At 72.9% G+C, this 21520-nt stretch carries 19 protein-coding genes; 10 read left to right on the top strand and 9 right to left on the bottom strand.

Annotated features, from left to right (window positions below; all coding sequences use genetic code 11):
• The 3 genes from ald to ACH0A8_RS09300 form a co-directional block, all read right to left on the bottom strand.
• Nucleotides 1-1174, bottom strand: a 1174-nt coding sequence (gene ald / locus ACH0A8_RS09310; RefSeq protein WP_406907045.1) for an alanine dehydrogenase, incomplete at its 3' end; no start/stop codon positions are given.
• 141 nt (nt 1175-1315) lie between these two features.
• The gene (locus tag ACH0A8_RS09305) at nt 1316-2320 is read right to left on the bottom strand and encodes an AraC family transcriptional regulator (protein ID WP_081984986.1); all 1005 of its coding nucleotides are present in this window, start codon (nt 2318-2320) and stop codon (nt 1316-1318) included.
• Between the two features lie 61 nt (nt 2321-2381).
• A complete protein-coding gene (locus ACH0A8_RS09300) occupies nt 2382-3323 on the bottom strand; it encodes a sugar-binding transcriptional regulator (protein ID WP_406907048.1) in 942 nt (313 codons plus the stop codon).
• A gap of 229 nt (nt 3324-3552) precedes the next feature.
• Here ACH0A8_RS09300 and ACH0A8_RS09295 point away from each other — a divergent pair, with 229 nt between their 5' ends.
• A complete protein-coding gene (locus ACH0A8_RS09295; RefSeq protein ID WP_251159638.1) occupies nt 3553-5295 on the top strand; it encodes a glycerol-3-phosphate dehydrogenase/oxidase in 1743 nt (580 codons plus the stop codon).
• Nucleotides 5296-5493: 198 nt separating this feature from the next.
• Here ACH0A8_RS09295 and ACH0A8_RS09290 read toward each other — a convergent pair whose 3' ends face one another.
• Together ACH0A8_RS09290 and ykgO are read right to left on the bottom strand one after the other, a co-directional pair.
• Nucleotides 5494-6150, bottom strand: a complete 657-nt coding sequence (locus ACH0A8_RS09290) for a histidine phosphatase family protein (RefSeq protein WP_406907044.1) — start codon at nt 6148-6150, stop codon at nt 5494-5496.
• A 27-nt stretch (nt 6151-6177) separates the two neighbouring features.
• A complete protein-coding gene (ykgO, locus tag ACH0A8_RS09285) occupies nt 6178-6300 on the bottom strand; it encodes a type B 50S ribosomal protein L36 (protein WP_058743312.1) in 123 nt (40 codons plus the stop codon).
• Between the two features lie 61 nt (nt 6301-6361).
• Between ykgO and ACH0A8_RS09280 the strand changes: the two genes are divergently transcribed.
• Nucleotides 6362-7399, top strand: coding sequence for a GTP-binding protein (locus ACH0A8_RS09280; protein ID WP_406907043.1), 1038 nt, complete (start codon nt 6362-6364; stop codon nt 7397-7399).
• Between the two features lie 226 nt (nt 7400-7625).
• On the opposite strand, the gene ACH0A8_RS09275 is transcribed toward ACH0A8_RS09280, so the two are convergent.
• Nucleotides 7626-9128, bottom strand: a complete 1503-nt coding sequence (locus tag ACH0A8_RS09275) for an MFS transporter (protein WP_406907042.1) — start codon at nt 9126-9128, stop codon at nt 7626-7628.
• 189 nt (nt 9129-9317) lie between these two features.
• Between ACH0A8_RS09275 and ACH0A8_RS09270 the strand changes: the two genes are divergently transcribed.
• Nucleotides 9318-9854 (top strand): DinB family protein, encoded by a 537-nt coding sequence (locus ACH0A8_RS09270; protein ID WP_406907041.1) that lies wholly within the window; start codon nt 9318-9320, stop codon nt 9852-9854.
• A gap of 135 nt (nt 9855-9989) precedes the next feature.
• Here the strand turns inward: ACH0A8_RS09270 and ACH0A8_RS09265 are convergent, their stop codons facing one another.
• Nucleotides 9990-10955: a sugar-binding transcriptional regulator gene (locus ACH0A8_RS09265; RefSeq protein WP_066655499.1), complete on the bottom strand. Its 966-nt coding sequence runs from the start codon at nt 10953-10955 to the stop codon at nt 9990-9992.
• Between the two features lie 52 nt (nt 10956-11007).
• Entirely contained in the window at nt 11008-11826 is an 819-nt protein-coding gene (locus ACH0A8_RS09260) for a GolD/DthD family dehydrogenase (protein WP_066655502.1), read from the bottom strand.
• Between the two features lie 142 nt (nt 11827-11968).
• On the opposite strand from ACH0A8_RS09260, the gene ACH0A8_RS09255 reads away from it, so the two are divergent.
• From ACH0A8_RS09255 to ACH0A8_RS09240, 4 genes are all read left to right on the top strand, one after another.
• On the top strand, nt 11969-13144 hold the full coding sequence (locus ACH0A8_RS09255; RefSeq protein ID WP_209684963.1) for a zinc-binding dehydrogenase: 1176 nt from the start codon (nt 11969-11971) through the stop codon (nt 13142-13144).
• A gap of 19 nt (nt 13145-13163) precedes the next feature.
• On the top strand, nt 13164-14489 hold the full coding sequence (locus ACH0A8_RS09250) for an MFS transporter (protein ID WP_209684962.1): 1326 nt from the start codon (nt 13164-13166) through the stop codon (nt 14487-14489).
• 154 nt (nt 14490-14643) lie between these two features.
• Entirely contained in the window at nt 14644-16383 is a 1740-nt protein-coding gene (locus ACH0A8_RS09245; protein ID WP_406907040.1) for a dihydroxyacetone kinase family protein, read from the top strand.
• On the top strand, nt 16380-16922 hold the full coding sequence (locus ACH0A8_RS09240; RefSeq protein ID WP_406907039.1) for a ribose-5-phosphate isomerase: 543 nt from the start codon (nt 16380-16382) through the stop codon (nt 16920-16922). Before ACH0A8_RS09245 ends, ACH0A8_RS09240 begins: the two co-directional genes overlap by 4 nt.
• Here ACH0A8_RS09240 and ACH0A8_RS09235 read toward each other — a convergent pair.
• On the bottom strand, nt 16820-18475 hold the full coding sequence (locus ACH0A8_RS09235) for an FGGY-family carbohydrate kinase (protein WP_406907038.1): 1656 nt from the start codon (nt 18473-18475) through the stop codon (nt 16820-16822). The two genes, ACH0A8_RS09240 and ACH0A8_RS09235, sit on opposite strands and share 103 nt — an antisense overlap.
• A gap of 150 nt (nt 18476-18625) precedes the next feature.
• On the opposite strand from ACH0A8_RS09235, the gene ACH0A8_RS09230 reads away from it, so the two are divergent.
• From ACH0A8_RS09230 to ACH0A8_RS09220, 3 genes are read left to right on the top strand one after another with little or no spacing between them, the layout of a single operon-like run.
• Nucleotides 18626-19696, top strand: coding sequence for a LolA family protein (locus tag ACH0A8_RS09230; protein WP_406907037.1), 1071 nt, complete (start codon nt 18626-18628; stop codon nt 19694-19696).
• Nucleotides 19693-20682 carry an ABC transporter ATP-binding protein gene (locus ACH0A8_RS09225; RefSeq protein ID WP_400429944.1) on the top strand — a complete coding sequence of 330 codons (990 nt, stop codon included), beginning with the start codon at nt 19693-19695 and terminating at the stop codon, nt 20680-20682. Before ACH0A8_RS09230 ends, ACH0A8_RS09225 begins: the two co-directional genes overlap by 4 nt.
• Nucleotides 20669-21511 (top strand): ABC transporter permease, encoded by an 843-nt coding sequence (locus ACH0A8_RS09220; RefSeq protein ID WP_209684958.1) that lies wholly within the window; start codon nt 20669-20671, stop codon nt 21509-21511. Before ACH0A8_RS09225 ends, ACH0A8_RS09220 begins: the two co-directional genes overlap by 14 nt.
• Nucleotides 21512-21520 lie beyond the last annotated feature (9 nt).

Raw genomic sequence — 21520 nt, 5'->3', positions numbered from 1 at the left:
TACTCGTACCCGATGCCTCGGGCGTCGAGTGCCTCGGCGACCATGCGCAGGAACGTGGTGAACTGGCTGAAGACCAGCGCGCGGCGGCCGCCAAGCCGTGCGCGGCCGCGACGGCCTCGTTCACGACCTGGCCGGCGTGCACGTTCACACCCTTCGCGAGGGCCGGGTCGATCTCGGTGGCCCGCTCCCACCCCTGGTCGGCGATCGCGAGGGCGTAGGGCAGCGTCGCGTTCGTCAACGAGATCGTGCTGGTGCGCGGGACGGCACCCGGCATGTTCGCGACGCAGTAGTACACGGCGTCGTGCACGTGGAAGGTCGGGTCGTCGTGCGTGGTCGGCCGCGAGCCCTCGAAGCAGCCGCCCTGGTCGATCGCGATGTCGACGAGCACCGACCCCTGCCGCATGTCCGCGACCATGGCGTCGGTCACGAGCTTGGGCGCCGAGGCACCGGGGATGAGCACCGACCCCACGACGAGGTCCGCCTCGCGCAGCGCATCGGCGATCGCGTGCGACGACGACCGCAGCGTCGTGATCCGACCGTCGAACCGGGCGTCCAGCGCACGCAGCCGCGGCAGGCTGATGTCGAACACCGTGACCTCGGCGCCGAGCCCGAGGGCCATGGTCGCGGCGTGCTCCCCCGCGACCCCGCCGCCGATGACGACGACTCGGCCGCGCGGCGTCCCGGGGACCCCGCCGAGGAGCAGCCCGCGGCCGCCCTTCGTGCGCATGAGCTGGTCGGCGCCGACCTGCACGGAGAGTCGCCCGGCGATCTCGGACATCGGCGAGAGCAGCGGCAGCGACCGGTCCGGCAGCTGCACGGTCTCGTAGGCGATCGCGGTCGCACCAGAGGCGACGAGCGCGTCGGTGAGCGGCCGGTCGGCAGCCAGGTGCAGGTAGGTGAAGAGCACCTGTCCCGGACGGATCGACTGGTACTCGGAGGCGACGGGCTCCTTCACCTTGAGGACGAGCTCCGCCTGCTCCCAGACCTCGGCGGCCGTGCCGACGACGGTGGCTCCCGCAGCCCGGTACTCGTCGTCCGAGAAGGACGATCCGGCTCCGGCGCCGGCCTGCACGAGCACGCGGTGACCGTGCAGCGCGAGCTCACCCACACCCGCCGGCGTGGCCGCGACGCGGTACTCGTTGTTCTTGACTTCGGTGGGGACGCCGATCAGCATCACGGACTCCTTCGTGGGCGGTGCAGGACACTTCCACGATGCGCCGGAGTTCGTTTCGGATGGGTTTCCGCCGAACATCTGCACGGTCTCCGCCGATACGGTCGCACGAGATTCGGCTCGGCCCGCGCACGCCCCGGTTGGTCAGTGCGCGCGGAGCGACTCGCTCGGCAGCTCGCCGAAGCGGGCGCGGTAGGTCGCCGAGAACCGGCCGAGGTGCCCGAACCCCCAGGCGCGAGCGATGTCCGCTACGCTGGTGTCGTCGCGGTCACCGCGGAGCAGGTCCCCCCGGGCGCCGTCGAGCCGCACGCTGCGCAGCAGGTCACCCGGCGTCTGGTCGAGGTGCCGCCGGAGCGACTGCTGGAGCCCACGCGGACTGAGCCCGGCCGCCGCAGCGATCTCGGCGGTCCCGATGGCGTCCCGCGCGTGGGCGTGCACGTACTCGAGCGCCAGCCGCAGTCGGGCGTGCTCCGGACCGTTGCCGGTGACCGTCGACTGCCAGCGCTCGCGGTGCGGGAAGGCGTCGACCGCCGCGGTCACGAAGGCGTCGACGATGCTGCGCCGTGCCGCCGGGCTGAGGTCGTTGTCGCTGTGCAACCAGGTCGACGAGTGCGCGCGCACGACCGACTGCCAGGTGCGCACGCCGTCGGCGGTCGGACGGTGCATCGCGTCGAACGTGAAGTCGGCATCGCCCACGAGCGACCTGACGTGCGCCTTGTCGAGCTGCACCAGGTTCAGCCCGATGTCGCGGTGGTGCAGTTCGTACGCATCAGGCAGGACCACGGGCACGCCGGGCTCGAGGTCGATGCTCCGGCCGCCGAAGGTGAGGGTACTGGACCCGGACCGCAACCACGCGACGAGGACCTGGTCGTCCACGACGCTCTCGGTCCGGAGGTCGACGAGGAACCGGGCCGTCCGCAGGGACAGCAGCCCGTCGCTCACCCCCGCGAAGTCCCACTGTGGGCGCTGTCGGGTCCGTCGGACCCGGGGCGCCCGGAAGTCGTAGTCGCCGGTGAAGAACGACAGGGCTTCATCCACGTCGGTGCCGGCGATGCGGCGGAAGGAGCGGCCGTCCGTCGCGGTCGCAGGTGCCGCCGGGACGGCGCCGTCGGACTCCACCCGATCGGGGTTCTCGTGAGAAGGCACCATGGACCAGAACCTACGGGGCACCACCGACAAAGTAGGTCGGCACCTGACCCAAGCGGAGCGGTCAGGGCTGCAGGATCGCCTGCCCGACGCTCTCGTCCAGGATGAGGTCGGTGACCAGCCCGGCCGCGAGCGCACCCTTGAGCGACGCCGCCTTCGAGCGCCCGGCGACCACGCAGACCCGACGCGGCGCCCGCTTGATCGTGTCGAGGTCCGGCGCACCGGCCCGGGCGTTCACGCCGATGTCCTTCCACGAGCCGTCGGCGCGGTAGAACACGGTCGAGACGTCCCCGACGACGCCGGCCTCGGTGAGCTCGTCGCGGTCGGACGGGTCGAGGTACCCGCCCGAGTACACGTGCGACGGCACCGGCGCCTGCGGGGCACCGACGCCGAACACGACGAGGTCCATCCGCTCGTGCAGGTCGAGGACGCGGCGGATCGAGCGCTCGCGGAACAGCGCCTCCTTCGTCGCCGGGTCGTCGAAGAACGCCGGCACCGGGAACTGCTGCACGAACGCGCCGTACGCCTCGCCGAACCGGCGCAGGATCTGCGACGCGTAGACGATGCCCGTGGTGCGGGTGTTCGCGGCGCCGTTGATCTGCACCACGGTGGACCCGTGCGTCGTCTTCGGTACGAGGTAGCGGCTCACCGCACTGACGGTCGATCCCCACGAGATGCCGATCACCATGTTCGACTCGACGTACTGCGTCAGGATGCGCGCCGCGGACAGCGCCACCCGCTCCAGCCGGTCCACGTCGCTCGTGTGGTCCGGCACCGGCACGACGTGCGCGTGGACGCCGAACCGCGCGCGGATGTTGCGACTGAGCGCGGCGGCCTGGTCGAGGGGCGAGCGGATCTGGATGTCCACCAGCCCGGTGTCCCTGGCGTACTTCAGGAGGCGCGACACGGACGAGCGCGAGGTCCCCAGCTCGTCGGCGATGGCGTCCATCGTCAGGTCCTGCAGGTAGTACAGGTGCGCGGCGCGCAGCGCCTGCTGCGTTCGCATCGGCTGCGCTGCGTCACTCACGGAACCGAGCATGCACGGACGTGCAGGGCCTCTGCAACCCCTGTCGCGCCTCCCGGCCGTCGCCCCCGCACCCGCAGCGGCGTCGGCAGCCAGCCTTCCGACCCGATCGACACGTGTGCTGCACGTTCGTGCACGCAAGTTGCCCGCCCTCCCACACAGGCGCACCATCGGAGGAGTCCCACGGAACCGACCAAGGAAGCGACGCACCATGTCGAAGAAGACGCAGCCCCGGAAGACGGTCAGCGCGCTCACCGAGCGCCCGAACGCACAGGTCCTCATCGTCGGTGGCGGCATCAACGGCATCGCCACCTTCCGCGACCTCGCCCTGCAGGGGGTCGACGTCGTGCTCGTCGAGCGCGGCGACTACGCCGGCGGGGCCTCGGCCGCGTCGAGCCACATGATCCACGGTGGCATCCGGTACCTCGAGAACGGCGAGTTCCGTCTCGTGCGCGAGAGCGTGCAGGAGCGCAACGGCCTGATCCGCATCGCGCCGCACTACGTGAAGCCGCTGCAGACCACGATGCCGATCTTCTCGACGTTCTCCGGCATCATGAACGCTCCGCTGCGCATGCTCACCCACAAGCAGCGCTCGACCAAGGAGCGCGGTGCCGCGCTCATCAAGATCGGCATGACGATCTACGACTCCTTCTCGCGCGACGGCGGCTCGGTGCCGAAGCACCGCTTCCTCACCAAGAAGGCCGCGCTGGCCGACATGCCGGCACTCAACAAGGACCTCAAGTACACGGGCACCTACTACGACGCCTCGGTGCACGAGCCGGAGCGCCTGGCGCTCGACGTGCTCAAGGACGGCCTCGCCGCCGCGCAGGGCACCGGCAGCGCCGCGACCGCCCGCGCCGTCAACTACGTCGAGGCAGCCGGCACCCGTGACGGCGGCGTCGTCCTCCGCGACCGGGAGACCGGCGAGGACTTCGTGTTCACCGCCGACGTGGTCGTGAACGCGTCCGGCCCCTGGACCGACCTGACGAACCAGGCCTTCGGCGGCGAGACGAAGTTCATGGGCGGGACGAAGGGTTCCCACATCGTCGTCAAGAACGACGAGCTGCTCGAGGCGACCAAGGGCCGCGAGCTGTTCTTCGAGAACAACGACGGCCGCATCGTCCTCATCTACCCGCTCAAGGGCCGGGTGCTCATCGGGACGACGGACATCGACGCGGACCCGTCGAAGCCGGTGACCACGACGGAGGAGGAGATCGACTACTTCTTCGGCCTGGTGAAGCACGTCTTCCCGCAGATCGAGGTCACCCGCGACCACATCGTCTACAGCTACTCGGGCATCCGCCCGCTCCCCCGCCACGAGGACACCGCCCCCGGCTTCGTGTCCCGCGACTACCGGATCGTCGACACCCCGATCGCCGGCCTCCCCGACACCACGGTGCTGAGCCTGGTCGGTGGCAAGTGGACCACGTTCCGCGCCCTGGCCGCGCACCTGTCGAGCGACGTCACCACGAAGCTCGGCACCGCCCGGAAGGTCGACACGACCGGCATGGCGATCGGCGGTGGCAAGGACTTCCCGACGACCGACGCGCAGCGGGCGCTGTGGATCAAGTCGCACCGTGACGGCCTCGACGAGTCCGTCGTCGAGGGGCTGCTCGAGCGCTACGGCACCCGTGCGGCCGAGGTCGTGGACGTCCTCACCGACGGCCCGGTCGAGCCCCTCGAGTCCGACCCGTCGCTCACGCGGGCCGAGGTCGCGTACTTCGCGCAGCACGAGCAGGCGGTCCACCTGGTCGACGTGGTGCTCCGGCGCACGAACCTCGCCTTCGTCGGCGGCGTCACCATCGACCTGCTCGACGAGCTGGCGGACGTGCTCGCCGACACCCTGGGCTGGGACACCGAGGAGCGCGCGGACGAGGTCCAGCGCACGCTCGACGTCCTGCGCGAGTCGCACGGCGTGATCGTGCCGCTGCACACGACGGCGCAGCCCGCGTAGTCCACGCGAGCACGGAACGGACGGGAGGCGCGGTGCCGGCTGGCACCGCGCCTCCCGTCCGTCGCGTGGTCACGCAACCGCGCACCGCTCGGATCACGAGACGCCGCCGTCCCGACGAGACGCCGCCGGTTCCGGCGGCGTCTCGCTCGACTGCGGGTGTCTCGAGTCGACGCCGGCGTCTCGGGCGCGGCTCGGCCGTCAGAACGCGTCGCCGGTGGGGTCCTGCGCCGTCCGGTCGATGAGGTCCTCGCCACCGACGGGCTCGCCCTCCCAGTCGACCAGGCGCCAGCCGTCCTCGAAGGACCCCTCGACCTCGACGATCCCGGTGTTCTCGAGGTGCCGCTGCGTCCCGAACTCGTCCGGGGTGTTCTGCGCGACCGCGCTGGCCCAGGTGCGGATCGCCGCGCCGTGGCTGAACGCAGCCGCGACCTCGACCCCGGTCGCGAGGATCTGCCGCACGGCGTCGTCGTAGCGCGCGAAGAAGTCGTCGCCGCTCTCGGCACCGGGCATCCGGCCCGCGCGGTCCCCCGCCGACCAGCCGTGCACGGTCGAGATGTAGAGCTGCACCGAGGTCCGGTCGTGCTTGCCCTGCAGGTCGCCCGCCTCGATCTCACGGAGCCCCGGCAGCACGACGGGTTCGAGCCCGAGCGCCGCAGCGAGGGGCGCGGCGGTGTGCTGCGTCCGGACCATGGACGAGACGAAGAGCCGCTCGATCCCGCGGTCGGCCAGGGCCGCGGGCAGCGCGTCCGCCTGCTGCTGCCCGAGCTCGGTGAGCCCGGGCCCGGGCACCTCGGCGTCGAGGACACCGTTCACGTTCGCGGGGGTCTGGCCGTGCCGGATGAGCAGGAGTCGCATGACCCCACCCTACGGACGGCCGGCGACCTACCCCTGGCGGGCCTTCCAGCGCGGGTCGCGCTTGTTGATGACGTACACGCGACCGCGGCGACGCACGATCTGCGAGCCGGGGATCTTCTTGAGCGCCTTGAGCGAGTTGCGGACCTTCACGGGGGGTCTCCTTCCTGCACCGGCTCCTTGTTGAGAACGGTTGTCATGTAGGGTACTCGACATGCGCCCCGCAGCAACCACCCTCGTCACCGCCCTGCACGATGCCGACGCCGTCCGCGTCGCCGGCAGGATCAGCAGCGGTCACCGCATGCACGTCGCCGGCAACGCCCTCGCCGCGGCCCGGGGCATCGCCGCGCGGCGCGACCAGCTCGACCGCGTGTGCGGACCTGACGCCGACCACGACCTCGTCGTGACGCTGGCGCCCGAGGTCGACGTCCGCGCGGTCGGCATGATGCTCGCGAACGCCGCGCGCTCGGAGACCGGGGACGACCGGATCCTGCGCCACGTGGTCGCCGTGCTCCGCGCGGACGACGTGGCCCACCTGCTCTGGTCCGACGTGGACGACGCCTTCGTCGCGGCCGAGCGGGTGGTCTCCGTCGTCGAGTACGCCACGGTGATCGCGCTCGACCGGGTCGAGCCGCTGTCCGGGCGACGACGTCGCGCCCTCGTGTCCCTCCTCCACCGCATGGCACCGCACGCGGTGATCGTCGCCGCGCCGGCCGTGCGCAGCGCCCTCGACCTGCCGGCGTCCAACGGCGGCGCAGCACGGCTGCTGGCCTCGGGGGCCGGGTGGATGCGCGCCCTGTCGTCCGACTCCGGCCGGACCGACACCGGGCGCGGTCCGCGGGACGACCTGGTGACCGTGCGGTACCGGGAGCCCCTGCCGTTCCACCCGGGGCGGCTCGCCGACGTCATCGCCGACGACCTCGCGGCGGGGGCGAACGGCCGGGTGCTGCGCTCGAAGGGCTTCTTCCGACTGGCGTCCCGGCCGGACCACGTCGGCTCGTGGTCGAGCTTCGGCGCGATGCTGGCGCTCGACCCGACCGCGAACCCGTCGTGGGACGAGGACGCACCGGTCGGTCAGGCGATCTGGTTCGTCGGCGAGCGCCTCGACGTGCACGCCGTCGAACGCGCGCTGGACGGTGCGCTCCTCACCCCGGAGGAACTGCTCGCCGGGCCCGACGTGTGGCGTCGGTGGCCGGACCCGTTCCCGGTGTGGCCGGCGCTCGACCCGTCGCACGAGCACCGGCACGACTGAGCGCCCCGGGCGGCCGACCGGCCCGGGCGCCGGCGGCGGCACCGACGGCGGAGCACTGATCGCCAGGGACGTGGGAACCCCCGGAGACGCGGGTGACGCGCGAACCGCGACGTTGCACGCGTCGATCGACACGTGCAACGTCGCGAACCTGGCACCTGGAACCGCGCGTCGGGCGCCGCGCGCCGCCCCGGGCCCCGGTCACCCGGCGCCGGTCAGCCGCACACCGTCAGCGCTCGGCGGCTGCTTCCGCCCGGTCCTGCGCCGCGAACGGCAGGTCCCCCAGGTCGAGGTTCGGGTTCGTGTCCTGCGTGAGGACGAGCTCGCGAGCCTCGTCCTCGGACTCCACCGCGGGCATCGACCCCGGCAACGGGCGCTGCGACGACTCGCGCATGCAGAACACACCGACCGCTCCGACGACGCTCATCGCGACGAGGAAGTACGCGGGCGCCAGCTGGTCCCCCGTGGCCGTCAGGAGCGCCTGCACGATGAGCGGCGTCGTCCCGCCGAACACGGCGATGGCGATGTTGTAGGCGAAGCCCATGCCGCCGTACCGCGTCGACGTCGGGAAGAGCGCCGGCAGCGACGCCGCCTGGTTCGACACCCACAGCGCGGTCATCAACGCCAGCAGCCCGAGCCCGGCGAGGGTCGACCACTGCGCGCCGTGCCCGATGAGCAGGAAGGCGGGGACGGCGAGCACGACGGTCGTTCCGGCGCCGATCCACATCACGGTGCGGCGACCGATCCGGTCGGACAGCCGTCCGGCGACCGGCAGCATCACGGCGAGCAGCACGAGCACGGGGATGGTGAGCAGCGTGCCGTCGATCGCGGAGTAGCCGAGCGAGTCGGTGAGGTACGTCGGCATGTACGAGGTCAGCGCGTAGCCGACCGTGTTCGATGCGCCGACGAGCATGATCGCGATGATGATGGGGCGCCAGTGGTCGCGCACCATGACGAGCACGTCCGCCGGTCGGCCGCCCGCTGCGGCCTCGCGGTCCGACGCGGCGGCCTCCTGCGCGGCCTGCGTCGCCTGGAACACCGGCGACTCCTCGATGCGCAGGCGGAACCAGATCGCGACGACGCCGATCACGCCGGCGAGCAGGAACGGCAGGCGCCAGCCCCAGGCGGTCATCGTCTCCTCGCCCAGGGTCACCTGCAGCACCGTCACCACGGTCGCACCGAGTGCGAAGCCCATGTAGCTGCCGAAGTCGAGGATGCTCGCGAAGAAGCCGCGCCGACGGTCCGGGGCGTACTCGGTCACGAACGTGGTGGCCCCGGCGTACTCACCACCGGTCGAGAACCCCTGCGCGAGCTTCAGCACGACGAGCACCACCGGAGCGACCGCACCGATGGTCGACCACGCCGGCAGGACCCCGATGAGGAAGGTCGACGACGCCATCAGGATCAGCGTCGTGGCGAGCACCTTCTGACGTCCGAGCCGGTCCCCCAGCCGCCCGAACACGATCCCGCCGAGGGGCCGCGCGACGTAGGTCGCCGCGAACACCCCGAGACTGAACAGGATCTGCACCGACGGTTCGGCCGTGGGCAGGAACACCCGGCCCATCGTGACCGCCAGGTAGCCGTAGACCCCGACGTCGTACCACTCCATCGTGTTGCCGACGACCATGCCGCTGACGGCCCGGCGCATCATGCTCCGGTCGACCACCGTGACGTCGCTGACGCGCAGACGTCGGGGTGGTCGGGTGCTGGTACTGCTGGGGTCGGAACCCATTCGCGATCTCCTCGTGGTGGGGCGGGCCGGTCGGTACCGGCCCGGGACAGCCAGCAACGCTAGGGAGCACGGGGCCGGGCACTGCCACGGGATTCACAGGGAACGGCGTGTCACCCGGACGGGGGTCCCGCCCGATCCGCATGCCCGTGCCGATGGGGCGCGAGGTCACGAGCCGGTAACGTCTGCCCCATGGCGATCCGACCGGACACGAAGAACTGGACCTGGGTGATCGGCGCGGCGTGCCCCGAGTGCGGCTTCGACGGCGCAGCCCTCGCCTTCCGCGACGTCCCTGCCGTGATCACGGAGAACACGGCGGCCTGGCCGGAGCAGCTCGCCCGTCCGGAGGTCCGGCAGCGCCCGGACGACCACACGTGGTCGCCGCTCGAGTACGGCGCACACGTCCGCGACGTCCACCGGAAGATGACCGAACGCCTCCGCCTCGTGCTGTCCGAGGACGGCCCGGCCTTCGCGAACTGGGACCAGGACGCCACCGCCGTCGAGGAGCGGTACGGCGAGCAGGACCCGGCGGTCGTCTCCCGCGACCTGACCGAGGCGGCTCGCGACGCCGCGGCCGCGTTCGCCGCGGTACCGGACGACGCCCTCGGGCGGACGGGCCGGCGGTCGGACGGCAGCGTCTTCACGGTCGCGACCCTCGCGACCTACTACGCGCACGACCCGGTGCACCACCTGTGGGACGTCCGCAGGACCGCCCGCACGACCGACTGACGGTCGGGACACTGGACGGACGGGAGGCGCGGCACCGGCCCGCACCGCGCCTCCCGTCCGTCGACGGTGCCGTCCCGACGGCGGGCGGCACGCGCACGGGCGACGCGGCCGAGGGCGACGCTGTGCGCGGCCGGGTCAGGCGAGCGCGTCGAGCAGGGCGCGCGCGGTCGCGGCGTCGGTCACCAGCTCGTTGACCATGCCGGCGCGGACCGCGCCGACGATGCTCGGCACCTTCGCCGCCCCCACGGCCACACCGACCGCGTGCGGGACGCCGGCCAGGACGTCGCGCGAGGTCCGGACCATGCGCTCGCTGCCGGGGAACTCGATCGGCGAGCCGTCCGCGGCGAAGAAGTTGAGGCAGACGTCACCGGCGGCCTGGTCGAACACGGCGTCCTCGACCGGGATCCCCCGTGCCAGCGCGTCGCGGGTCGGGGTCGGTGCGCCGACGCCGAGGATCGCACCCTTGGCCCGCCCCCACAGCCCGACCACGTGCTGGAAGGCGGGGTCCTCGTCGAGGGTGGCGCGCATCGCGGCGGACGGCAGGGCCTGCGCGAAGAGGAACGCCGGGATCGCACCGGAGTGCTCGGCAGCGGTCCGCGTGATCTCGTTCGTCTGGAACCAGGGCATCGGGTCCGCCTGGCCGCCCACCGTCGGGACGATCTGGACCCCGGCCAGCGGCGGCATCCCGGCGTGTGCGACGTCGTACACGGTGCGACCGGAGGACATCAGCACGGCGTCGCCGGGCGTGAGCCCCATGCCCTCGACTGCGGTCGCGATGGGGGCAGCCAGGTCGGCACCGAGCGTCGCCTGGTGCGTCACGGCGGCCAGGTGCACGGCTCGGAGTCCGAGCACGACCTGCAGGCGCTCGGCCAGTGCGACGGTCTCGTCCTGGAAGGGGTCCACGACGTCGATCCGGACGAGTCCGGCGCGGCGGGCCTCGGCGACGAGACGGCTGACCGTGGGACGGGAGACCCCCAGGCGCGACGCGATCTCGACCTGGGTGGCGTCCTCGAGGTAGTACATCCGCGCCGCCTGGTACACGGTGTCGAGCGGGAAGCGGGCCCGGGCCCCCTCGGCGCCGGTGGTGCTCTCGGAGGACATGCTGCGGACCCTTCGGATCGGTCGGACACTCGGATCGTAGTCCGACCGGGGGTCACCGGATCGTGAACCCGCCGTCCACGCGCAGGTCGGCGCCGTTCACCATCGCGGCACCGTCGCTCGCCAGGAACAGCACCGCGGCGGCGATCTCGGCGGGGGTGGCGAAGCGACCGGTCGGGATCTCGTCCTGGTGGCGGAGCCCCGCCTCGTTCGCCCAGGCCGCCCGGCCGAGGTCGGTGAGCACGACGGTCGGCGAGACGGTGTTGACCGTGACCCCGCGTCCGCCCCACTCGAGTGCGAGCACCCGGGTCAGCCCGAGGACGCCGGCCTTCGACGCGCAGTACGCCGCGTGCCGGTCGAGGCCGACGTGTGCCGCCTGCGATGCGATGTTCACGATCCGACCGCTGCCCGCCGCGAGCATGTGCCGCCCGACCGCCTGCGCCAGCCGGAAGGTCCCGGTCAGGTTGACGTCGAGCGTGCGCGCCCACGCGCCGCCGTCCAGGTCCTCCGCTGCGTCGAGCGCGACGATGCCGGCGCAGTTCACGAGCACCTCGATCGACCCGGCGGCGTCGACGACCTGCTGGACCGTCGCCGAGACGGAGGCGTCGTCCGTGACGTCGCAGGCGAGCCCGAGGTGCGCACCGGTGGGGACGTCGGGCAGCCCGGCGGCTGCAGCGGCCGAGGCGTCCGTCCGGACGTCGACGATCGCGACCCGGGCCCCGCGCGACGCGAAGGCGTGGGCGATCGCGTTGCCGATGCCGGACGCCCCACCCGTGACGACCGCCGTGCGGCCCGTCAGGTCGTTCGTCAGGTCGACGGAGTCGGGGCCCGGTCGGAGTGCGGCGGCGAGGTCGGTCTCGGTGGCGGTGGTCATGGTCGCTCCCTTGCGATGCGCGGTCGTGGTGTCGGAACGATAGCAGAAATTGTGTTCTGGACATCTGTTCCCGACCGTGTACAGTCGTCGCCGAACCATCGGAACGGGCACACCGCCCGGCTGACCAACGGAGGACCAGCTCATGTCGACGACGACGACCGAGACCCCGGCGCAGGGCGACGCGCACCGCGAGATCCCGACCACGATGCGTGCCGTGGTGGTCCACGGTCCGGGCGACTACCGACTCGAGGAGCGTCCGGTCCCGCAGCCCGGACCGGGTGAGCTCCTGCTCCGCACCGACGCCGTCGGCATCTGCGCGAGCGACCTGAAGTGCTACCACGGCGCGGCGAAGTTCTGGGGCGACGAGAACCGCCCGGCATGGGCGGAAGCCGACCGGATCCCCGGCCACGAGTTCGTCGGGACGATCGTCGCCGGCGCCGACGACGCGCTCGCGAAGCGCGGTGTGGCACTCGGCGACCGCATCGCCTGCGAGCAGATCGTGCCGTGCTGGGAGTGCCGCTACTGCCTCGAGGGCGCCTACTGGATGTGCAACGTCCACGACATGTTCGGCTTCAAGGGCTTCGACGGCGCGATGGCCGAGTACGTGCTCGTGCCGAGCGGGGCCCTGACGCACCCGGTGGACCGCGCGCTGCCGGGCCAGGTCGCTGCCTTCGCGGAGCCCCTCTCCTGCGCCTTCCACGCCGTCGAGCGCGGCGACATCCGGTTCGGCGACACGGTCGTCATCGCCGGCGCCGGTCCGATCGGTCTCTCCGCGATCGCCGGCGCCCGCCAGAAGAACCCGCTGCGGATCATCGCGCTCGACGTCGTCGACGAGAAGCTCGCGCTCGCCCGCAAGGTCGGTGCCGACCTGACGATCAACATCGCGCACGAGGACGCCGTCGCCCGGGTGAAGGAGCTCACCGACGGCTACGGTGCCGACGTCTACATCGAGGCCACCGGCCACCCGTCCGCGGTACCGCAGGGCCTGAACCTGCTCCGCAAGCTCGGCACGTTCGTCGAGTACTCGGTCTTCAAGGACGCCGTCTCCGTCGACTGGTCGATCATCTCCGACGACAAGGAGCTCGACGTCCGCGGGGCACACCTCGGTCCGCACACCTGGCCGGCGGCGATCAAGCTGCTCGAGTCCGGCACGCTGCCGATGGACGAGATCTGCACGCACCAGTTCCCGCTCGAGGACTTCCAGCAGGCACTGGACCTGGTCGGCGACTCCGCCGGTGCGTCCGTCAAGGTGTCCATCATCCCGTCGCTGTCCGCACCGACCACGTCCGCGCCGACCACGTCCGCCGCGCGGGCCTGACACCCGAGGAGTCCCCGCGATGTCGACGACGACCGCGCGCACCACCGCCTCCACGCCCCCCGCCGGCCGGTCCGAGGGCCGGCTGGACCGGATGGGGATCCCCCGTCCGCTCGCCCTCGGCTTCGTCGCCGTGCTGGTCTTCATGACCGGCAACGGCGTCGAGTCGAACTTCATCACCCCGCACATGGTCGCGGTGCTCGGCAGCCCCGAGGCCACCGTGGCGACGATCGTGACGTTCTACAGCCTCGCCGCCCTGATCGGCAGCTACGTCTCCGGCGCCCTGTCCGACCTGGTCGGTCCGCGCCGGGTGATGATCCTCGGCTTCGCCGTCTGGGTCGTCTTCGAGGTGCTGTTCCTGCTGGCCCTGGAGGTGCAGAGCGTGCCGTTCGCCGCCGTCGCGTACGCCCTGCGCGGCTTCGGCTACCCGCTGTTCGCGTTCGCCTTCCTGGTGTGGGTGAACATCACGACGCCGGTGGAGCGCAACGGCTCGGCCGTCGGCTGGTTCTACGTCGCCTTCACCGGTGGGCTGCCGACCCTCGGCTCGCTGTTCGCCATCGGGGCGATCCCGGTGTTCGGCGGCGGCACGGTCGGCGAGGCGGGCGCGATGGTCGCATCGATCGGCCTCGTGGTCGTGGGCTTCCTGATCATGCTGTTCGGCGTCCGCCTGCCCAACGGCTTCACGCGGATCGCACCCGCCGGTGAGAGCGCCTGGCGCGTGATGACGAGCGGGATCCGCCTCACCGCCACCCGGCCGAAGATCCTGATGGGCTTCCTCGTCCGCCTCATCAACACCGCGCCCGAGTTCGGCATGTTCGTCGTGCTGCCCGCGATCATCGCGAACGACCGCGGGTGGGGCCAGAGCCGCTGGCTGCTCATGACCGTCTGCGTCTACGCGACGAACATCCTGGTCAACGCCCTGTTCGGATGGGTCGGCGACCGGATCGGTTGGCAGCGCACGGTGAAGTGGTTCGGCATCGTGGGCTCGGCGACCGGGCTCGTCGCCTGGTGGTACGTGCCGCAGCTCGTGCCCGCGGGCTCCGACTGGGGCTACGTGCTCTCGGTCGTCGCCGGCTGCGTGTTCGGCTGCCTGCTCGCCGGCTTCGTCCCGATGGGCGCGATCATGCCCGCGCTCGCCCCGGAGCACAAGGGTGCCGCGATGGCGATGTACACCACCGCTGCCGGTGGCGCGGCGTTCCTCGGCACCGGCGTCGTCGCCGCGGTCTTCGCGCTCGGCGGCGGCGGCCAGGCGGTGACCTGGACCTTCGTCGGCCTCTACGCCTGCGCCTTCGTGATGATCCACTTCCTCGACGTGCCCCAGGGACGCCCGCACCGCGGCACCCGCTGAGGCCCGCCGAGCCGATCCCGGGCGGCGGTGGCCGTCCCGCCGCCGCCCGGTCCCCGACCCGTCCCCTCCGACCCGACCGACGCACCCGGTCGTCCGACCCGATCCTGACCCCATCCACCGGACCCCGGTCCACCGCACGACAGGAACGCACGCCATGACCACGATCCACGACGACCCCGAGGACTTCGCCGACGACCAGCTGGCCGGCTGGCTCGCCCTGTACGCCGACCGGGTACGCGGCGTGCACGGCGGGGTGGTCGCCCTCCCGACCGAGGGCGCCGACCGGCAGGTCGCCGTCGTGGTCGGCGGCGGATCCGGGCACTACCCCGCGTTCTGCGGCGTCGTCGGCCCCGGCTTCGCCACCGGCGCCGTCGTCGGCAACGTCTTCACCTCGCCGTCCGCGGCCCAGGTGTACTCGGTGGCCAAGGCCGCCGACCAGGGCCGCGGCGTCGTGCTGTCGTTCGGCAACTACGCCGGTGACACGATGAACTTCGGCCTCGCCGCCGAGCGCCTGCGCGCCGAGGGCATCGACACGCGCATCGTCGTGGTCACCGACGACGTCGCGAGCGCCGACGAGGTCGCGCAGCGGCGGGGCATCGCCGGCGACTTCTCGGTGTTCAAGGCGATGGGTGCCGCCGCGGCGGCGGGACTCGACCTGGACGAGGTGGAGCGCGTCGGCACCGCGGCGAACGCCGCCACCAGGACGATCGGAGTCGCGTTCTCGGGCTGCACCATGCCCGGCGCCACCGAACCGCTCTTCTCCGTCCCGGACGGACACCTCGGCCTCGGCCTCGGCATCCACGGTGAGCCGGGCATCCGGGACGTCCCGGTGCTGCCCGCGCGGGAGCTCGCCGCACTGCTCGTCGAGCGGCTGGTCGCAGAACGCCCCGAGGGCGCCGGGCCGCGGGTCGCACCGATCCTCAACGGCCTGGGCGACACCAAGTACGAGGAGCTCTTCCTGCTCTGGGGCCGCGTGCTGCCGCTCCTCGAGGACGCCGGGCTCGAGGTCGTCGAGCCCGAGGTCGGCGAGCTCGTCACCAGCCTCGACATGGGCGGCTGCTCGCTCACGCTGCAGTTCCTCGACGACGAGCTCGAACAGTACTGGCGCGCGGACGCCTACACGCCGGCGTACCGCAAGGTCGCCGCTCCGGTCGCGGCGCTCGTGCCGGCCGACGCGGTGGCCGAGGCCGAGGCGGAGGCGACCGTCGTGCCGGACGCGACCGAGGCCTCCCGGCGGGCAGCCGAGACCGCCCGCACAGCCGTGGTGGCGATGGACGCGCTGCTCCGCGAGCACGAGGAGACCCTCGGGCGCATCGACGCGGTCGCCGGCGACGGCGACCACGGGCGCGGCATGGTGAAGGGTGTCTCGGCGGCCCGCCGGTCGGTCGAGCAGACGGACCCCGCCGCGGGTGTCGCCTTCGTGCTCGGTCGGGCGGGCGATGCCTGGGCGGCGTCCGCCGGCGGGACGTCCGGTGTGCTCTGGGGCGCGGCCCTCGAGTCCTTCGGTCGTGCGCTCGGCGACGACCGGGGGACGTACGGTCCGACCGACGTCGTGGCTGCCGCGCAGGCGTTCGCGGACTCGATCGTCCACCTGGGCGGCGCGGCCCGCGGCGACAAGACGCTGCTCGACGCACTGCTGCCCTTCGTCGACCAGCTGCGGTCCTCGGTCGACGACGGCGCCGACCTGCCGGCGGCCTGGCGGACGGCAGCGCGGGTCGCCGTCGAGCAGGCGGAGGCCACGGCGGACCTGCGGCCGAAGGTCGGGCGGGCCCGACCCCTGGCCGAGAAGAGCGTGGGGACGCCCGATGCGGGCGCCACCTCGATGGGGATGGTCCTCACACGGATCGGCGAGGTGCTCGCCGACCGCGCACGACGCGAAGGAGTGGACGCATGACGCTACGACTGGTGGTGGGCTCGGACGACGCGGGCTTCGACTACAAGGAGGTCATCAAGCGGGACCTCGAGGCCGACGACCGCGTGGCCAGCGTGGTCGACGTGGGCGTCGACGCGGACGGCCACACGGCGTACCCGCACGTCGCCGTCGACGCCGCCCGGATGATCGCCGACGGCGAGGCCGACCGGGCGATCCTGGTCTGCGGCACCGGGCTCGGCGTCGCGATCAGCGCGAACAAGGTGCCCGGCATCCGGGCCGTCACGGCGCACGACTCGTTCAGCGTCGAGCGGTCGGTGCTGTCGAACGACGCCCAGGTGCTCTGCATGGGCCAGCGCGTGATCGGTGTCGAGGTCGCCCGGCGGATGGCGAAGGAGTGGCTCGGGTACACGTTCGACCCGTCGAGCGCGAGCGCGGAGAAGGTCGCCGCGATCTGCGGCTACGACGGCTCAGCGCCCGTCGGCACCGACGCCGGAGGCGCAGCCGGCACCGACGCCGGAGGCGCAGCCGGCACCGACGCCGGGGTCACCGCCACCGCGTGACCTGACGCCGGTCGCCCCCTCGGGACCGCCAGCGCACCCGCCGGACCGGCCGGTGCGGTGGCGGTCCCGTCGTCGCGCTGGCGGCGCGCCAACCGGTGCACGACCGGCACGGTCGCCTCGTAGAGCTCCCGGTAGTCCCGGTACCCGAGGTCGTACCGCTCGGAGGCCGCCGGGTCCGGCTCGATGACGACCGCCGGCGGGTTCCAGGCGCGGATGTCGACGCGGTCCGCGCCGTCGACGAGCAGCGCGGCCAGGTACGCCGTGCCGAAGCACGCCCCCGTGGTGACGGACGGGATGGTCTGCGGGAGCCCCGTGACGTCCGACACGATCTCCGGCCACAGTCGTCCGAGCACCCCGCCGCCGGCGCCGACGAGTTCGTGCACGTCGATGCCGGCCCCGCCCAGCACCTCGAGGTTGTGGCGGACCGCGTAGGCCGTCCCCTCGAGCGTCGCGCGGTAGAGGTCACCACGCGTGTGCCGGACCGTCAGCCCGGCGACCACTCCGCGGGCGTCCGGGTCCGCGATCGGGGTCCGCTCCCCGGCGAAGTAGGGCAGGACGAGCAGTCCCCCGGCGCCCGGACCGGCGGCCCGCGCCTCGGCGAGGAGTGCTGCACGGTCGCCGTCGACGAGCCGCCGGAGCCAGTCGGTGACGGCGCCGGAGGTCGCGGTGCCCCCCGCGACGCAGGGCTGCCCAGGGCGGGTCCCGACCGTGGTCCACAGACCCGGGACCGACGTCGGCCGGTCGGTGGGCGCGATGAGGAACATCGTCGACCCGTACTGCAGGAACACCCGCCCCGGCGCGGGGACGCCGGAGCTGACCCCCTCGGCCCAGGCGTCGATGGTCCCCGCGATCACCGGGATCCCGGCCGGGAGGCCCGTGGCTGCGGCCGCGGCGGCCGTCACGTCACCGGCCCGGTCACCGGGCCAGAGCAGCCGCGGCATCCGCAGACCGGGCGCGAGCCGCGCGCACCACTCGTCGATCCAGCGCTCGGCGTGGACGTCGTACAGCGGGGTCGTCTGGCTCGCCGAGTGGTGGTCGAGGACGTACTCGCCGGTGAGCTGCTCGACGATCCGCGACGAGGGCATCGTGAACCGTCCGGCACGACGCCACGTGTCGGGTTCGTTCCGGGCGAGCCACGCGAGCTTCACCCCGGCGGCCTGGGTGCTGAGCCCGCTGCCGCACCGGGCACGGACGGCGTCGTCACCGCCCAGCTCCGCCGCGACCTCGTCGAGCATGTCCGCGGTGCGGGTGTCCACCCCGTAGAGGATCGCGGGCCGCAGCGGCCGTCCGTCCTGGTCCGACAGCAGGACGCACGGACCGATGCCGCTGACCCCGACCGCCTCGACCCGCGCGTGCGGGACCCGCGCGAGCAGCTCGGTCGTCAGGTCCACGAACTCGGCCCACCAGGCGTCGCCGTCCATCTCGACCCGCCCCTCGACGGGGCGGTCGACGCTGTGCTCCCGGCAGCCCTCGGCGAGCACCCTGCCGTCGAACCCGGCCAGCAGCGCCTTCGTGCTCGAGGTACCGATGTCCAGTCCGAGGACCGCGCGCATGCCGTCTCCTTCGCCGCCGTGTCGTCCCGTCGCCGGGCGGACCGATCCTACGAGTGCCGGGCACCGGGACGACAGCCGCGGACGCCCAGCCGACTGTCGGCAGCCCGACGTACGGTGCTCGCGACCCACCGCTCCACCGAAGGGGACACGATGCAGAAGTCAGCCTGGCTGCCCGCCGCGATCGCGCCGGTCGTCGTCGCCGGCGTCATCGCCGCGCCCGTGATCGCGAACGCCGCTGCCGGACCGGTGGCGGGCTCGGACCCCACCGCGGCCGAGGTCCTCGCGAGCATCGCGGGGTCCCGGGACGCCCAGTACTCCGGCACGATCGCGCAGACGAGCGACCTCGGGCTGCCGGAGCTCCCCTCGGGCAGCGGCGGCTCCTCGCTCGAGGGCGACGCGTCCGACGTGCTCGGACTGCTCACCGCCGCGCACACCGCGCGGGTGTACGTCGGCGGCGAGGACGAACAGCGCTTCCAGCTGACCCAGCAGCTCGCGGAACAGGACGTGGTCCGGAACGGGTCCGACGTGTGGACCTGGGACTCGAAGGAGCGCACGGCAGTCCACCTGACGCTCCCCGCGGAGGCCGATGCCCCCACCGCCGGCGCCACCACGCCGGCGCAGGCGGCCGAGCGCGCGGTCGACGCGATCACCCCGAGCACCCGGGTGTCCGACCCGACGACGGTCCGCGTCGCCGGACACGACTCGTGGCAGGTCACCCTGACGCCGAGGTCCGACGACACCCTGGTCGGCTCGGTCCGGCTCGCCGTCGACCAGCAGACCGGGCTGCCCCTGCGCGTCACCGTGACCGCAGCCGGGCAGCAGGACCCGGCGTTCCAGGTCGGGTTCACGAGCCTCGACTACGGCGCGCCCGACGCTCGCCTGTTCGACTTCACCCCGCCGTCCGGCGCCGAGGTCACGACGAAGGACCTCTCGGACGCCCACCGGCACGGGCAGGGAGGTCGGGCACACGGCGACGACCGGAGCGGCGTCGGACCGACGGTGACCGGCTCCGGGTGGGACAGCGTCGTGGAGCTGCCCGCCGGCGACACCGCCGGACCTGGTCCGGACTCCGACGCCTCGGCGCTCCTCGACCAGGTGACGAAGCCCGTCGACGGCGGCCGCGCACTGCAGACGTCGCTCGTGTCGGTCTACCTGACGGACGACGGCCGGGTGTTCGCCGGCGCCGTCCCGGTGTCCGCGCTGGTCGCCGCCGCCAAGTGACGACAGCCCCGCAGCCGGACCGGGCGGCGACGGAGCCCGGCCGGCCCGTTCCCGACCTCGCGATCCGGACGCAGTCGCTCGTCAAGGTGTTCCGCCGGCAGCGCGCCGTGGACGGCATCGACCTGGCCGTCCCGCGCGGATCGGTCTTCGGGTTCCTCGGACCCAACGGCTCCGGCAAGACCACCACCATCCGGATGCTCCTCGGCCTGTCGGCGGCGACGAGCGGCACGATCGAGGTGCTCGGTCGTGCGGTACCGGGCGCGTTGCAGGAGGTCCTCCCCCGCGTCGGCGCGCTCGTCGAGGGTCCGGCCGCCTACCCGTACCTGTCCGGTCGGGCGAACCTGCAGCGGTTCGACGCGGCGGACCCGACCTCCGACCCGCGCACCCGCCACGACCGTGTCGCGGCGGCGCTCGACCGCGTCGGGCTCGGCCACGCCGCCGACAAGAAGGCACACGCCTACTCGCTCGGCATGAAGCAACGCCTCGGCCTGGCGGGCGCACTGCTCGCGCCGCGTGACCTCCTCGTGCTCGACGAGCCGACGAACGGCCTCGACCCGCAGGGGACCCGCGAGGTCCGCAACCTCATCCGCTCGCTGGCCGACGACGGCACCACGGTCTTCGTGTCGAGCCACCTGCTCGCCGAGATCGAGCAGGTCTGCACGCACGCCGCGGTGATGCGGAGCGGGCGCCTCGTGGCGCAGGGCTCCCTCGACGAGCTCCGGGCGACGGGCGGACGGACCCTGACCGTCCGGACCCCCGACGTGGGCGAGGCCTCGGCGGTGCTCGTGCGGTTGGGGCTCTCCCCGCGTCGGGACACCGGTGCGGACGTCCTGGTCGCCGACCTGCCCGACGACGTCCTGCCCGAGACCGTCACGGCCGACCTCGTCCGTGCCGACGTCCGGGTCCGGGGCGTCGCGGTGGGCGGCGGCACCCTCGAGGACCTGTTCGTCGCGCTCACCGGAGAGGGGTTCGATGTCGCAGCCTGAGCCCGTCCGCCGTCCCGTCCGCCCCTTCGCCCTGCTCGGGTCGGAGCTCGCGCTGCTGTTCCGGCGCCGCCGGACCTGGGCAATGCTCGGTGCCCTCGCCCTGGTCCCGGTGCTCATCGCGATCGCGGTGCGCCTGACCACCGACGGTGACTCCGGTGGTCCCGCGTTCCTCGGGGACATCACGAACAACGGCCTCTTCGTCGCGTTCACCGCGCTCACCGTGTCGATCCCGCTGTTCCTGCCCCTGACCGTGGGGGTCGTGTCGGGGGACACGGTCGCGGGCGAGGCATCGCACGGCACGATCCGCTACCTGCTGGTGGCCCCGACCGGCCGCCTGCGGTTCATCCTGGTCAAGTACGCCGCCACGGTCGCGTTCTGCCTGGCCGCGACGCTCCTCGTCGTGCTCGTCGGCGCGGCGATCGGCGCACTGCTCTTCCCGATCGGCCCGGTGACCCTGCTGTCGGGGACGCAGGTCGGCGGCTGGTCGTACGCCGGCCGCGCACTGCTCCTCGCGCTGTACGTGGCCCTGTCGATGCTCGGGCTGGCCGCGATCGGGCTCTTCGCCTCGACGCTGACGACGGTGCCGGTCGGGGCGATGGCCGCGACGGTCGTGCTCGCCGGGGTGTCGCAGGTGCTCGACCAGCTCCCGCAGCTCGACCGGCTGCACCCGTTCCTGTTCTCGCACCTGTGGCTCGGCTTCGGCGACCTGCTCCGCGACCCGATCGCGTTCGACTCCTTCGGGGCGAACGCGCTGCTGCAGCTCGGCTGGGTGGCCGTGTTCGGTGCGCTGGCGTACGGACGGTTCGCGACGAAGGACGTCCTCAGCTAGCCGACGCAC

Origin of the sequence: Curtobacterium sp. 179-B 9B NHS (assembly GCF_045370965.1) — a bacterium.
Classification (GTDB): Bacteria; Actinomycetota; Actinomycetes; order Actinomycetales; family Microbacteriaceae; genus Curtobacterium.
This window is presented reverse-complemented; position numbering and strand designations above follow the sequence as displayed.

Bases quoted from the DNA above. Each gene is read 5' to 3' on its own strand.
- ACH0A8_RS09220 (WP_209684958.1), top strand. From the start codon at position 20,669: ATGTCGCAGCCTGAGCCCGTCCGCCGTCCCGTCCGCCCCTTCGCCCTG.
- ACH0A8_RS09280 (WP_406907043.1), top strand. From the start codon at position 6,362: ATGCGCCCCGCAGCAACCACCCTCGTCACCGCCCTGCACGATGCCGAC.
- ACH0A8_RS09260 (WP_066655502.1), bottom strand. From the start codon at position 11,826: ATGACCACCGCCACCGAGACCGACCTCGCCGCCGCACTCCGACCGGGC.
- ACH0A8_RS09255 (WP_209684963.1), top strand. From the start codon at position 11,969: ATGTCGACGACGACGACCGAGACCCCGGCGCAGGGCGACGCGCACCGC.
- ACH0A8_RS09235 (WP_406907038.1), bottom strand. From the start codon at position 18,475: ATGCGCGCGGTCCTCGGACTGGACATCGGTACCTCGAGCACGAAGGCG.
- ACH0A8_RS09240 (WP_406907039.1), top strand. From the start codon at position 16,380: ATGACGCTACGACTGGTGGTGGGCTCGGACGACGCGGGCTTCGACTAC.
- ACH0A8_RS09295 (WP_251159638.1), top strand. From the start codon at position 3,553: ATGTCGAAGAAGACGCAGCCCCGGAAGACGGTCAGCGCGCTCACCGAG.
- ACH0A8_RS09230 (WP_406907037.1), top strand. From the start codon at position 18,626: ATGCAGAAGTCAGCCTGGCTGCCCGCCGCGATCGCGCCGGTCGTCGTC.
- ACH0A8_RS09275 (WP_406907042.1), bottom strand. From the start codon at position 9,128: ATGGGTTCCGACCCCAGCAGTACCAGCACCCGACCACCCCGACGTCTG.
- ACH0A8_RS09300 (WP_406907048.1), bottom strand. From the start codon at position 3,323: ATGCGAACGCAGCAGGCGCTGCGCGCCGCGCACCTGTACTACCTGCAG.
- ACH0A8_RS09265 (WP_066655499.1), bottom strand. From the start codon at position 10,955: ATGTCCTCCGAGAGCACCACCGGCGCCGAGGGGGCCCGGGCCCGCTTC.
- ACH0A8_RS09290 (WP_406907044.1), bottom strand. From the start codon at position 6,150: ATGCGACTCCTGCTCATCCGGCACGGCCAGACCCCCGCGAACGTGAAC.
- ACH0A8_RS09245 (WP_406907040.1), top strand. From the start codon at position 14,644: ATGACCACGATCCACGACGACCCCGAGGACTTCGCCGACGACCAGCTG.
- ACH0A8_RS09250 (WP_209684962.1), top strand. From the start codon at position 13,164: ATGTCGACGACGACCGCGCGCACCACCGCCTCCACGCCCCCCGCCGGC.
- ACH0A8_RS09270 (WP_406907041.1), top strand. From the start codon at position 9,318: ATGGCGATCCGACCGGACACGAAGAACTGGACCTGGGTGATCGGCGCG.
- ACH0A8_RS09305 (WP_081984986.1), bottom strand. From the start codon at position 2,320: ATGGTGCCTTCTCACGAGAACCCCGATCGGGTGGAGTCCGACGGCGCC.